This window comes from Actinomadura monticuli (assembly GCF_041463655.1).
GTDB classification, from domain to species: Bacteria; Actinomycetota; Actinomycetes; order Streptosporangiales; family Streptosporangiaceae; genus Spirillospora; species Spirillospora monticuli.
Genome location: NZ_JAXCEI010000004.1, coordinates 1 through 13,023 on the forward strand (window position 1 = coordinate 1; position 13,023 = coordinate 13,023).

General features: G+C 72.9%; 13 protein-coding genes. 11 read left to right on the forward strand and 2 right to left on the reverse strand.

Features of this window, described 5'->3' with window-relative positions; genetic code table 11:
* The 7 genes from SM611_RS09165 to lipB all read left to right on the forward strand — a co-directional run.
* The coding region (locus tag SM611_RS09165; protein WP_371948746.1) for an adenosylcobinamide-GDP ribazoletransferase at positions 1–281 on the forward strand (281 nt) is incomplete at its 5' end.
* Between the two features lie 16 nt (positions 282–297).
* Positions 298–1,830 carry a leucyl aminopeptidase gene (locus SM611_RS09170; RefSeq protein ID WP_371948747.1) on the forward strand — a complete coding sequence of 511 codons (1,533 nt, stop codon included), beginning with the start codon at positions 298–300 and terminating at the stop codon, positions 1,828–1,830.
* A 149-nt stretch (positions 1,831–1,979) separates the two neighbouring features.
* Positions 1,980–3,374, forward strand: a complete 1,395-nt coding sequence (gene lpdA, locus SM611_RS09175) for a dihydrolipoyl dehydrogenase (RefSeq protein ID WP_371948749.1) — start codon at positions 1,980–1,982, stop codon at positions 3,372–3,374.
* Positions 3,375–3,409: 35 nt separating this feature from the next.
* A complete protein-coding gene (gene sucB / locus SM611_RS09180) occupies positions 3,410–4,921 on the forward strand; it encodes a 2-oxoglutarate dehydrogenase, E2 component, dihydrolipoamide succinyltransferase (RefSeq protein ID WP_371948751.1) in 1,512 nt (503 codons plus the stop codon).
* Between the two features lie 202 nt (positions 4,922–5,123).
* The gene (locus tag SM611_RS09185) at positions 5,124–6,011 is read left to right on the forward strand and encodes a TIGR01777 family oxidoreductase (protein WP_371948752.1); all 888 of its coding nucleotides are present in this window, start codon (positions 5,124–5,126) and stop codon (positions 6,009–6,011) included.
* Positions 6,012–6,098: 87 nt separating this feature from the next.
* The gene (locus SM611_RS09190; protein WP_371948753.1) at positions 6,099–6,836 is read left to right on the forward strand and encodes a Type 1 glutamine amidotransferase-like domain-containing protein; all 738 of its coding nucleotides are present in this window, start codon (positions 6,099–6,101) and stop codon (positions 6,834–6,836) included.
* 36 nt (positions 6,837–6,872) lie between these two features.
* Positions 6,873–7,565: a lipoyl(octanoyl) transferase LipB gene (lipB, locus tag SM611_RS09195; protein WP_371948754.1), complete on the forward strand. Its 693-nt coding sequence runs from the start codon at positions 6,873–6,875 to the stop codon at positions 7,563–7,565.
* Positions 7,566–7,602: 37 nt separating this feature from the next.
* Here the strand turns inward: lipB and SM611_RS09200 are convergent, their stop codons facing one another.
* Complete coding sequence (locus SM611_RS09200) at positions 7,603–8,103, reverse strand: DUF1877 family protein (RefSeq protein WP_371948756.1); 501 nt, start codon at positions 8,101–8,103, stop codon at positions 7,603–7,605.
* Positions 8,104–8,298: 195 nt separating this feature from the next.
* Between SM611_RS09200 and lipA the strand changes: the two genes are divergently transcribed.
* Positions 8,299–9,225 (forward strand): lipoyl synthase, encoded by a 927-nt coding sequence (lipA, locus tag SM611_RS09205; RefSeq protein WP_371948757.1) that lies wholly within the window; start codon positions 8,299–8,301, stop codon positions 9,223–9,225.
* Positions 9,226–9,270: 45 nt separating this feature from the next.
* Positions 9,271–9,966: a DUF4191 domain-containing protein gene (locus SM611_RS09210; protein ID WP_371948758.1), complete on the forward strand. Its 696-nt coding sequence runs from the start codon at positions 9,271–9,273 to the stop codon at positions 9,964–9,966.
* Positions 9,967–10,033: 67 nt separating this feature from the next.
* On the opposite strand, the gene SM611_RS09215 is transcribed toward SM611_RS09210, so the two are convergent.
* Positions 10,034–10,519, reverse strand: a complete 486-nt coding sequence (locus SM611_RS09215) for an RDD family protein (protein ID WP_371948760.1) — start codon at positions 10,517–10,519, stop codon at positions 10,034–10,036.
* A gap of 156 nt (positions 10,520–10,675) precedes the next feature.
* Between SM611_RS09215 and glnA the strand changes: the two genes are divergently transcribed.
* Both glnA and SM611_RS09225 read left to right on the forward strand, forming a co-directional pair.
* Positions 10,676–12,100, forward strand: a complete 1,425-nt coding sequence (gene glnA / locus SM611_RS09220; protein WP_371948762.1) for a type I glutamate--ammonia ligase — start codon at positions 10,676–10,678, stop codon at positions 12,098–12,100.
* Between the two features lie 358 nt (positions 12,101–12,458).
* On the forward strand, positions 12,459–12,983 hold the full coding sequence (locus SM611_RS09225; RefSeq protein WP_371948763.1) for a hypothetical protein: 525 nt from the start codon (positions 12,459–12,461) through the stop codon (positions 12,981–12,983).
* Positions 12,984–13,023 lie beyond the last annotated feature (40 nt).

The following is a 13,023-nucleotide window of genomic DNA, read 5'->3' on the forward strand; positions in this document are numbered from 1 at the left end:
TGGGCGCGCTGGTGGCGGGCACCGTCGGCACGCGCGCCGCCGCGGCGGGCACGGCCGCCGTCCTGGCGGCCGCCGCGGGCGCCGGGGCGGCCGCCGGCGGGACGGGCGGGGCCGTGCACGCCCTCGCCGCGGTGGCCGCCGCCCTGGCCGCCGCCCTCCTGACGCTCCGGCACGCGGTGCGCCGCCTGGGCGGGGTCACCGGCGACGTCCTCGGCGCCCTCGTCGAGGTCGCCGGCACCGCCGCGCTGGTCGCGCTGGCCGCCGTTCCGCCGGTCCACTGAGCCACCGGTGCGGGCAATGCTTGATCCAAAAGGACGAAAGCGGTCATCGGGAGGACTACCATCGGGCTACGTGACGAGCATCAGCCTTGACAGCGCAGACCTGGTCGGCCTCGACGCCGACGCGATCGTGATCGGCGCCTCGCCGGCCGGGGCGGGCGCCGCGCCCGCCGCCGGCGCGGACGGCCTCGACCGGGCGATGGACGGCCGGCTCGCGGACGCGCTGACCGCGCTCGGCGCCACCGGCAAGGCCGGCGAGATCACCAAGCTGCCCTCGCTCGGCGCCGTCACCGCCAAGGTCATCGTCGCCGCCGGGCTCGGCGAGGCCCCCACCGCCGAGGACCTGCGCCGCGCCGCCGGCGCCGCCGTCCGCGCGCTCGCCGGCACCGGACGGGTCGCGGTCGCGCTGCCCGCCGGGTCCGCCGAGGAGGTCGGGGCCGTCGCGCTCGGCGCGCTGCTCGGCGCCTACTCCTTCGACGCCTACCGCACCGGCGACGGCCGCAAGGCGCCCGTCGCCGACATCCGGCTGGTCGCGCCCGCGGCCGAGGAGGCCGCCGTCGAGCGCGCCCGGATCCTCGCCGCGTCGGTGAAGCTCGTCCGCGACCTGGTCAACACCCCGCCGTCGCACCTGTCGCCCGAGGACCTCGCCGACGAGGCGGGGCGGGTCGCCGCCGAGTCCGGCCTCTCGATCGAGGTGCTGGACGAGAAGGCCCTCGTGGAGGGCGGCTACGGCGGCATCGCGGGCGTCGGGCAGGGCTCGGTGAACCCGCCGCGGCTCGTCCGGCTCGCCTACACCCACGCCGAGGCGTCCCGGACGCTCGCGCTGGTCGGCAAGGGCATCACCTTCGACTCCGGCGGCCTGTCCCTCAAGCCGACCGACGCGATGGACTGGATGAAGTCCGACATGGGCGGCGCCGCGGCGGTGCTCGGCGCGCTCGCCGCGATCGCCAAGCTCGGCCCGAAGGTCAACGTGGTCGGCTACCTCGCCATCGCCGAGAACATGCCGAGCGGCACCGCGCAGCGCCCGTCCGACGTGCTGCGCATCTACGGCGGCAAGACCGTCGAGGTCCTCAACACCGACGCCGAGGGCCGCCTCGTCATGGCCGACGCCCTCGTCCGCTCCGGCGAGGACTCCCCCGACCTGATCGTCGACGTCGCCACGCTCACCGGCGCGCAGCTCGTCGCGCTCGGCACCCGGACCACCGGCGTCATGGCCAACGACGACGGCGTCCGCGAGAAGGTGGTCGCGGCGGCCGAGCGCGCGGGCGAGCCGTCCTGGGGCATGCCGCTGCCGGCGGAGCTGCGCAAGGGCCTCGACTCGGCGGTCGCCGACATCGCCAACATCAGCGGCGAGCGCTGGGGCGGCATGCTCGTCGCCGGGACGTTCCTGAAGGAGTTCGTGCCGGACGGCGTCAAGTGGGCGCACCTCGACATCGCGGGCCCGTCCTTCAACAAGGGCGAGGCGTACGGGTACACGCCGAAGGGCGGCACCGGCGCCGCGGCCCGCACGCTCGTCCAGATCGCCGAGGACGTCGCCGCGGGAATTCTGTAGCGGGCCGCCCGCTTTCACCTGGCGGAGAGCAGAATAGGGTTTCTCATGGCGGCGGGGGCCCGCTACCGGTGCGCCCCGCCCGGCCCTGACGAACGGCTAGGGGGCGCCGCGACCCACGCGGTGCCGCGACAGGGGAAAGGGAGCGTCCAGTGGCCAACAGCGGCCCCTTCGACATCGTCGTCCTGGGTGCCGGCAGCGGCGGATACGCGTGCGCGCTGCGCGCCGCCGAGCTCGGCAGGTCGGTCGCGCTCATCGAGCGGGACGAGTCACTCGGCGGGACGTGCCTCAACCGAGGCTGCATCCCCACCAAGGCGCTGCTGCACGCGGCCGAGGTGGCGGACCAGTCCCGCGAGGCGGCGAAGTTCGGTGTGAAGACCACGTTCGAGGGCATCGACGTCGCCGGCGTGAACGCCTACAAGGACAAGGTCGTCTCGACGACCGTGAAGGGCCTCACCGGGCTGATCAAGTCCCGGGGCATCGAGGTCGTGCACGGCACCGGGCGGCTGACGGGCCCGACCACGGTCGAGGTCACCGCGCCCGGCGGCGGCACCACCGCGATCGAGGGCGGGCACATCGTTATCGGCACCGGGTCGCAGCCGAAGTCGCTGCCCGGCCTGGAGATCGACGGCGAGCGCGTCATCTCCAGCGACCACGCGCTGCGGCTGGAGCACGTCCCGGGCTCGGTCGTCGTCCTCGGCGGCGGCGTCATCGGCGTGGAGTTCGCCAGCGTGTGGCGCTCGTTCGGCGCCGAGGTCACGATCGTGGAGGCGCTGCCCCACCTGCTGCCGCAGGAGGAGGAGTCCAGCTCCAAGCGGCTGGAGCGCGCGTTCCGCAAGCGCGGCATCAAGTTCGAGCTCGGCACCCGGTTCGAGAGCGCCAAGACGACGCAGGGCGGCATCTCCGTCACCCTCGAAGGCGGCACGACCGTCGACGCCGAGCTGCTGCTCGTCGCGGTGGGGCGCGGCCCGGTCTCCGACGGCATCGGCCTGGCCGAGGCCGGCGTCGAGACCGAGCGCGGATTCGTCAAGGTCGACGAGTACTGCCGGACGAACGTCCCCACGATCTCGGCGGTCGGCGACCTGATCCCGACGCCGCAGCTCGCGCACGTCGGCTTCGCCGAGGGCATCCTCGTCGCCGAGCGGCTGAGCGGGCTCACCCCGCCGCCGATCGACTACGACGGCGTGCCCCGCATCACCTACTCCGACCCCGAGGTCGCCTCGGTCGGCATCACGTCCGCGGTGGCCCGCGAGCGCGGGCACCAGATCAAGGAGTTCACCTACGACCTGGCCGGCAACCCCAAGAGCAAGATCCTGGGGACGCAGGGCGAGGTCAAGGTGATCGCGTCCGTCGACGGCCCCGTCCTCGGCCTCCACATGGTCGGCGCGCGCGTCGGCGAGCTCATCGCGGAGGGCCAGCTCATCTACAACTGGGAGGCCCTGCCGGGTGAGGTCGCCCAGCTGATCCACCCCCACCCGACCCAGTCCGAGGCGGTCGGCGAGGCCCACCTCGCCCTCGCCGGCAAACCACTGCACGTGCACGGCTGAACGCCGCACAAGTAATACGAAGGAGTCGCTGAGACATGCCGGTCTCCGTCACCATGCCCCAGCTCGGCGAGAGCGTCACCGAGGGCACCGTCACCCGCTGGCTCAAGAAGGAGGGTGAGCGCGTCGAGACCGACGAGCCGCTCCTCGAGGTGTCCACCGACAAGGTCGACACCGAGATCCCCTCGCCCGCCTCGGGCATCCTGACCAGCATCACCGTCGCCGAGGACGAGACCGTCGAGGTCGGCGCGGAGCTGGCCGTCATCGGCGACGAGGGCGACGCGCCGTCCGGCGGCGGCGCCCCCGCCGCGCAGGAGGCGCCCGCTCCGCCGCGGCAGGAGGCTGCACCGCAGGAGGCTCCCCCGCAGGAGGCTCCGCAGCAGCAGGCCCAGCAGCAGGCGCCGCCGCCCGCCGCGTGGCCGCCGCCCGCTCAGCAGCAGCCCCCCGCGCCGCCGGCCCCCGCCCCGGCCCCGCAGCCCGCCCCGCCGCAGCAGGCGCCGCAGCAGCCCGCCCCGCAGGCGCCCGCGCCGGCCCCGGCCGGGCAGGCGCAGCCCGAGGCCCCGTCCGGCGACGGCCCGTACGTCACGCCGCTGGTGCGCAAGCTCGCCGCCGAGCACGACGTCGACCTCGGCACGGTGAAGGGCACCGGCGTCGGCGGCCGCATCCGCAAGCAGGACGTCCTGGAGGCCGCCCGCGCGGCGCAGCAGGCCGCCCAGCAGCAGGCCGCCGCCCCGGCCCCGGCCCCGGCCCCGGCCGCGCCGCAGGCCCCGGCCGGCCGGCACGCCGCACCCGCACCCGCGGGCGCCCCGGCCGAGCAGCTCGCGCTGCGCGGCCACACCGAGAAGATGTCCCGGATGCGGCAGACGATCTCCCGCCGCATGGTCGAGTCGCTGCAGGTGTCGGCGCAGCTCACCACCGTGGTCGAGGTGGACATCACCAAGATCGCGCGACTGCGGGAGCAGGCGAAGGCCGACTTCCAGGCCCGCGAGGGCGTCAAGCTGTCGTTCCTGCCGTTCTTCGCACAGGCGGCGGTCGAGGCGCTCAAGGCGCACCCGAAGCTGAACGCGGTCATCAACAGCGAGACCAACGAGGTCACCTACCACGACGTCGAGAACCTCGGCATCGCGGTGGACGTCCCCGAGCGCGGCCTGATGGTCCCGGTCGTGCACAACGCGGGCCAGCTGAACCTCGGCGGCCTCGCGCAGCGGATCGCCGACCTCGCCGACCGCACCCGCGGCGGCAACGTCAGCCCGGACGAGCTGGCCGGCGGTACGTTCACGCTGACCAACACCGGCAGCCGCGGCGCGCTGTTCGACACCCCGATCCTCAACCAGCCGCAGGTCGGCATGCTCGGCACCGGCGCCGTGGTGAAGCGCCCGGCCGTCATCGACGACCCGCAGCTCGGCGAGGTCATCGCGGTCCGGTCGATGGTCTACCTGGCGCTGACCTACGACCACCGCCTGATCGACGGCGCGGACGCCGCCCGCTTCCTCGCCACGATCAAGCACCGCCTGGAGGAGGGCAACTTCGAGGCCGATCTCGGCTTGTAGACGGAGTCGGGCACAAGCCGAGGCCGTCGGCCCGGGGGCGCGGAGGGCGTCCCCCGGCGGAGAACTCGGCCTCTGAGTCGCGTCTGCTCGCGTCGGAGCGCCGCCGTGCCACATGGCCGGCGGGGCTCCGCGCGTCCGGGGAAACGCGGGACCGCGTTGAGATTCTCAGCGACCGCCGGCGCCGTCGGCCTAGGCTGGGGGTATGAGGGTCACCGTCACGGGCTCGTCGGGCCTCATCGGCTCGGCGCTGGTGCAGTCGCTGCGGGAGGACGGCCACGACGTCGTCCGGCTGGTCCGGCGCGAGCCGGCGCGGGACGACGAGGCGCGCTGGTCCCCGGCGGACGGGTGCGTCGACAAGGACTCCCTGGAGGGCGCGGACGCCGTCGTCCACCTGGCGGGCGCCGGGATCGGCGACCGGCCGTGGACGAACGCCTACAAGCGCAGGATCAGGGACAGCCGCATCGTCGGCACCCGGACCCTCGCGGAGGCGATCGCGGCGGCGCAGCCGCGGCCCCGCGTCCTCGTCTGCGGGTCGGCGATCGGCTACTACGGCGACACCGGCGGCCACGAGGCCGACGAGAAGACCCCCATGGGCCAGGGGTTCCTCGCGGCGCTCGTCCGCGACTGGGAGGCCGCGGCCACGCCCGCGCGGGAGGCGGGCGTCCGGGTCGTCCACCCGCGGACCGGCATCGTGCTGACCCGCGCGGGCGGGATCCTCGGCCGCACGCTGCCGCTGTTCAGGCTCGGGCTGGGCGGCACGCTGGGCGACGGCCGCCAGTGGACGAGCTGGATCTCCATCGCCGACCAGGTCGCCGCGCTGCGGTTCCTCATCGACCACGAGCTCGACGGTCCGGTCAACCTCACCGCGCCGAACCCGGTGACGAACGAGACGTACACGAGGGCGCTCGGCCGCGCCCTGCACCGGCCGGCGCGGCTGGCGGTGCCGCGGTTCGCGCTGCGGGCGGCGCTGCGCGGGTTCGCCGACGAGGGGCCGCTGATCAGCCAGCGGGTCCTGCCGCGCCGCCTGGCGGACGCGGGGTTCCGGTTCGCGCACGAGCGGATCGAGGAGGCTCTCGCCGCCGTCCTGTGAGCCCCAAGATTCGTCAAAGTCCCGGCCGGCCCCATTCGGTAGCCATACGGTGACATTGGGACACAGCCCGGCTCAAGAGGAGAGTGAATGAGCACCGACGGACAGCCGCACATCCTCGCGATCGGCGGGGGCAGCTTCGTACCGGACGGCAGGCAGGGGCTCGCGCCCAGCCCGCTGCTGCGCTACGCGTTCGACCTGACCGGGCAGGACCGCCCCCGGGTCTGCTTCCTGACCACGGCGGTCGGCGACGGCGACGCCTACATCGCGCGCTTCTACACCGCGTTCGCCTCGATGGACGCCGAGGTCAGCCATCTGGCGCTGTTCCCGATGCCGAACATCGCGGACGTCCGGGCGCACCTGCTCACCCAGGACCTCGTCTACGTGTCGGGCGGCAGCGTCGCGAACCTGCTCGCGCTGTGGCGGCTGCACGGCCTCGACGAGATCATGCGGGAGGCGTGGCAGGAGGGGGTCGTGCTGTCCGGGCAGAGCGCGGGCGCGCTGTGCTGGCACGTCGGCGGCAACACCGACTCGTTCGGGCCGCGGCTCACGCCGCTGACCGACGGCCTCGGCCTGCTGCCGTACTCGTGCGGCGTCCACTACGAAAGCGACCCGCAGCGGCGCCCGCTGCTGCAGCAGCTCGTCGGCGAGGGGACGCTGCCGGGCGGGTACGCGGCCGACGAGTCGGTCGGCCTGCACTACGTGGGCACCGAGTTCGTCCAGGCGGTCGCCTACCGGCAGGAGGCGGGCGCCTACCGCGTCGAACCGGACGGGCCGGGGACGGCGAAGGAGACCCGGCTGGAGCCGCGCCTGCTCGCCGCACTCTGACGTCCATCCGGCCGGTTCGCGGCATAAGCTGGCCGGGTGAGCGATGTGGACGTACGCGAGCTGGTGGTGGTGCACGCGGGGTTCGGCACGGCGGCCGTCCCCTACCCGGAGGGGTGGGAGCTGCAGAAGCGCACCCACGCGCTGCGGGTGGACGACGCCGTCCCGGACACCGTCCTGCTGCTGGAGCACGAGCCGGTGTACACGGCGGGCAAGCGGACGGAGGCGCTGGACCGGCCGTTCGGCGACCCGGGGGCGCCGGTCATCGACGTCGACCGCGGCGGCAAGATCACCTGGCACGGTCCGGGGCAGCTCACCGGCTACCCGATCCTCCGGCTGCCCGACCCCGTCGACGTCGTCGGCTACGTGCGGCTGCTGGAGCAGATGATGATGGACGTCTGCGCCGACCTCGGCCTGAAGACCGCGACCGTGGAGGGGCGCAGCGGCCTGTGGGTGCCGGGCGCCCCGGACCGCAAGATCGGCTCCATCGGGATCCGGGTGGCGCGCGGCGTGACGATGCACGGCTTCATGCTCAACTGCGACAACGACCTCGGCTGGTTCGACCGGATCGTCCCGTGCGGGATCAAGGACGTCGGGTCGACGAACCTCAGCCGGGAGCTCGGCCGGGACGTCGCCGTCGCCGAGGTCGTCCCGCTGGTGGAGCGGCACCTCGCCGCGGCGCTGGGGGCGGCGGAGACGTTCCACCGCACCACGGCCCAGCTGGGCGTCTGACGGGAGGGTCCGCCCGGCGGGAGACTCCAGGCCCGCCTCAGGCCATGACCTTGTAGACGGACTGGCCCTCGGCGGCGGCCGCCTGGAAGAACGCCGTCAGTCCCTCGTAGGCGGGCCGGAAGAGCTTGTCGCGGGCGGCGCCGTCGAGCCTGCCCGCGTCCTGCACCCCGGCCCGGCCCATCGCCGCCGGGTCGTACCGCCCGGCGACCTTCCCGAACGGCGTCGCGGTCAGGTGGTCGGCGGTCGGCTTGACCCGGTCGGGCGCGAGGTAGATGACGTCCATGCCCAGTTCGTCGGCGCCGTCCTCGGTGAGGAGCCGGCCGCCGCACACGACGTCCGCCTCGGGCTGCCGCCCCTCCCACGGGTCGCCGGTGACGAGGTAGTGCATCGCCTGCCACGCCCAGCCGAGCTCGAACAGCTCCGCGGCGCCGCGCCGGCGCCAGTTCGCGTCACCGAAGACGTGGCGGGCGATCCGACCCGGATCGGGCTCCCCCTCCAGCACGGGCGGCACCCTGAGGTACGACATTGCCAGACCCACGGTGGTCCTCCTGCTGACGCTGTTGCGTGACGACAGGGAGTCACCCTAGAGAGATCCACTGTCGAGCACGTCCGAAACACGCGAATCGGCTGCGCGATCGGGGTACTGTCATACGTTCGAGATCGCTCCGATACGGCTTTGAGGCCCCGTCGGCCGGTGTGCCGGCACCGTAGATCGCGACGTAGTCTGGGACGCGTGACGACGGTGACACCCGAGGGGCGCAAGCTCCTGCGCGTCGAGGCGCGCAACAGCCAGACGCCGATCGAGCGCAAGCCCGACTGGATCAAGACGCGGCTGAAGATGGGCCCGCAGTACCGCGAGCTCAGCGGGCTGGTGAAGTCCGAGGGCCTGCACACGGTGTGCCAGGAGGCCGGCTGCCCCAACATCTACGAATGCTGGGAGGACCGGGAGGCCACGTTCCTCATCGGCGGCGACCAGTGCACCCGGCGCTGCGACTTCTGCCAGATCGACACCGGCAGGCCGCAGGCGCTCGACCGCGACGAGCCGCGCCGCGTCGCCGAGTCCGTCGCCACGATGGGGCTGAAGTACGCGACCGTCACCGGCGTCGCCCGCGACGACCTGGAGGACGGCGGCGCCTGGCTGTACGCCGAGACCGTCCGGCAGATCCACGCGGCGATCCCCGGCTGCGGCGTCGAGCTGCTCATCCCCGACTTCAACAACGTGCCGGAGCAGCTCGCCGAGGTCTTCTCGTCCCGGCCGGAGGTCCTGGCCCACAACGTGGAGACCGTCCCGCGGATCTTCAAGCGGATCCGGCCCGGGTTCCGCTACGAGCGCTCCCTGGAGGTCCTCACCAAGGCCCGCGAGGACGGCCTCGTCACCAAGTCGAACCTGATCCTCGGCATGGGCGAGACCCGCGAGGAGGTCTCGCAGGCGCTGCGCGACCTGCACGAGGCCGGCTGCGAGCTGGTCACGATCACCCAGTACCTGCGGCCGAGCCCGCGCCACCACCCGGTCGAGCGGTGGGTGAAGCCGGAGGAGTTCGTCGAACTGTCGGCGGAGGCGGAGGAGATCGGCTTCGCGGGCGTCATGTCGGGGCCGCTCGTCCGGTCCAGCTACCGCGCCGGACGCCTTTACAAGCAGGCGATCGAGGCGCGCGCTTAGCGGGGGTTGTCGGGTCAGGCGGCTGACCCGACTATCCTTGGATTCATGTCGAAAAAGCCCACGGACGGTGCCCAGGAGCGTCCGGGCCGTCTCAAGCAGATCCGCATGGTCGCCCAGGTGCTCCGCCAGGCCGACCCGAAGGCCCTGCCGATCGTGTTCGCGTCCGCGATCGGCACTCTGGTCGTCGTCATCGTCATCGGGCTGATCGCCGGCCAGCTGTGGTTCTTCGTGCCGCTGGCCGTCCTCGCGGCGCTCGCGGTCGGCATGATCGTCTTCGGCCAGCTGGCGCAGCGCGCGCAGTACAAGGTGATCGCGGGGCAACCGGGCGCGGCCGCCGCGATCCTGAAGAACATGCGCGGCAACTGGACGGTGACCGAGGCGGTCAGCGGCAACCGCAACCTCGACATGGTGCACCGCGCGGTGGGGCGCCCCGGCGTGATCCTGGTGTCGGAGGGCCCTCGCAACCGGGTCGGCCCGCTGCTCGGCGCCGAGAAGAAGCGCATCTCCCGCGCCGCCCAGCAGGTCCCGATCTACGACGTGCAGGTCGGCGACGACGAGGGCCAGATCCCGGTGGACAGGCTGCAGCGCCACCTGATGAAGCTTCCCCGCAACCTCAACAAGGGCCAGGTGTCGGAGCTGAACGACCGGCTCCAGGCGCTCCCCCGGTCGATGCAGATGCCGAAGGGCCCGATCCCGAAGGGCGCGAAGATGCCGCGGGGCCCGAAGCCGAAGATGCGGTGAGAGGACGGGTGAGGACGGCGCCCCCGCGGGGGCGCCTTCTCGTGCGCGCCTCGCTGCTGACGACGATCTAGATGTTGACGACGACCGTGCCGCCGGCGCGGTCGTGCAGGCCCCGGTAGTCGCGGTCCCAGAACAGCGCGGGCAGGACGAGGAGGATCAGCGCCGTCCTGGCGAGGCTCCGGCCGAGCCCGACGAACGGCCGCCCGTCCAGCCGCATGACGCGGATGCCGCAGAGCCGCTTGCCGATCGTCACGCCGAGGAGCGCGGTCAGCACCCAGGCCTGCAGCCCGAAGATGAGCAGCGTCCACGTGCTGCGCTCCGCCGGGTCCCAGCCGAACGCGCGCGCCAGCAGGCTCGCGACGAGCATCGACAGGGCCCAGTCGACGAACAGCGCGACGAGCCGCCGGCCGTAGGAGGCGACGGCGCCGCTGCCGCTCTCCGGCAGCCCGAGCCGCTCGCCGGGCCGGCCGAGATCGGCGCCCGCCGCTCCCGCCCCGCTCAGCCACGTCTGCGTCCACCGGGGACCGGCCGCCCGGCCCTTACCACCGCTCATGGCCCCTACGCTATCCCGTCCCGCGAGGGGTTCCGCCGCGCCTCCCCTCCACCGGCCGGGAGTGACGCGTAACACAGCGGAAACATATGGGACACCGCCGGGAAACGGCGCCGCCGTAGCTTTTCCAGAAGCCGAGATGTGCCCTGAGGAGGCCGGATGTTCAGCAGCGCCGAAGAGGTCCTGAGCTACATCAGGAACGAGGGTGTGCGATTCGTCGACTGCCGTTTCGTGGACCTGCCCGGCAAGATGCAGCACTTCACGTTCCCGGTGGAGAGTTTCGGCGAGAGCGTCTTCACCGAGGGGCTGATGTTCGACGGGTCGTCCGTCCGCGGCTTCCAGGAGATCCACGAGTCGGACATGCTCCTCCTCCCGGACCCGACCACCGCCGTCGTCGACCCGTTCCGGCAGCACAAGACCCTCAACCTGAACTTCTTCGTCCACGACCCGCTGACGGGCGAGCCGTACAGCCGCGACCCGCGCAACGTGGCGAAGAAGGCGCAGGACTACCTGCGCGGCACCGGCATCGCCGACACCTGCTACTTCGGCCCCGAGGCCGAGTTCTACATCTTCGACGACGTCCGCTTCGAGACGAAGCAGAACGCCGGCTACTACTACCTCGACTCGGTCGAGGGCGCCTGGAACACCGGCCGCGAGGAGGCGGGCGGCAACCTCGGCGCCAAACCCCCCTACAAGGGCGGCTACTTCCCCGTCCCGCCGATGGACCATTACACCGACCTCCGCTCGGAGATGGTGTCGCAGCTCCTCAACGTGGGCATCCACGTCGAGATGCAGCACCACGAGGTCGGCACCGCGGGCCAGGCCGAGATCGACTTCCGCTTCGACACGCTGCTGAAGACGGCCGACCAGCTGCTGCTCTACAAGTACATCGTCAAGAACGTCGCGCGCGCCGCGGGCAAGACCGTCACGTTCATGCCGAAGCCGATCTTCGGCGACAACGGCTCCGGGATGCACTGCCACCAGTCCCTCTGGAAGGACGGCTCGCCCCTCTTCTACGACGAGGTCGGCTACGCGGGCCTGTCCGACAACGCCCGCTACTACATCGGCGGCCTGCTGAAGCACGCCCCGTCCCTGCTGGCCTTCACGAACCCGACCGTGAACAGCTACCACCGCCTCGTCCCCGGCTTCGAGGCCCCGGTCAACCTGGTGTACTCCCAGCGCAACCGCTCGGCCTGCATCCGCATCCCGATCACGGGCTCGAACCCGAAGGCCAAGCGCGTCGAGTTCCGCGTCCCGGACCCGTCCTGCAACCCGTACCTGGCGTTCTCCGCCATGCTCATGGCCGGCCTGGACGGCATCCGCAACAAGATCGAGCCCGCCGAGCCGGTCGACAAGGACCTCTACGAGCTGCCGCCCGAGGAGGCCCGCGCCATCCCGCAGGTCCCCGGCAGCCTTCCCGAGGTCCTCGCGGCCCTGGAGGCCGACCACGACTACCTCCTTGAGGGCGGCGTCTTCACCCCCGACCTCATCGAGACCTGGATCACGATGAAGAACGAGTTCGAGATCGACCCGATCCGGCTCCGCCCGCACCCCCACGAGTTCGAGCTCTACTACGACATCTAGCAGGCCCGAGAGGCGCGCTGACGTGGCACTACGTCAGCGCGCCTCTTCGTGGTTCCGCCTCTGTTCCGCGCGCACTGCGCCTCTTCCTCGTCCCCCGCGACTGGCCGCCGGACGACGCGGCCCGCATCAAGGGCCTGCGCCACCGCCACGACCAGATCTCACCGAGTTCACCGGCACCCCTGCTCATGCTCGGCGGCCGGCTCCCCACCCCTGCACCGTGAACTCGGTTCGCCGGCTGGGGTGCGGGACTGGGATCATGTGGCTGGAGGGCGGCATGAGGGGTCAGGCCGGACGCGTCCTGCGGGACATCGAGGCACTGCGGCATGCCGCACATGGACTGCTGTCCGACAATCGGCGGATGTCCGCGGAAGCGGCCGCGGCGGCCGCGCACCTGCGGCGGGCGGCGGCTCGGGAGCGGCTCAAGGACGTTCCGGTCCCGAAGACGTCCGCCAAGCTCAGGCGGATGCGGGCGCTGATCGGGGAGGCCGCCGCCGACGGCGGCAAGGTCGTGGTCCTGCCCGGCTTCCCGGAGGTGCTGGACGCCGTCCGGGAGGCCCTCGGGACGTTCGCGCCCGTGACCGCCGGGACCCCGCCCGGCCGGCGGCGGGAGATCGCGGACGCGTTCGCCGCCGCGTCGGGGCACGCCGTCCTGCCGGCCGAGATCGGGGTGGACGGCCTGGACCCGCGCGGCGCGTCCATGGTGATCGTCTGCGAGCCGCAGGAGGATCCGGACCTCGCGGCCGCGATGATCGGCCGCGTCCACGGGGCGGGACGGGCGGGGCCGCTGCTCGTGCACAGGCTGGTGGCGCCGGGCACCGTGGACGAGCGGGTGGCGGACGACCCCGCGCGGGTCATCCGGGACGAGCGGTCCGCGGGTTCCTGACTGTGCCGCGTTTCGTCACGGGCCGCTGGCATTATGTCCG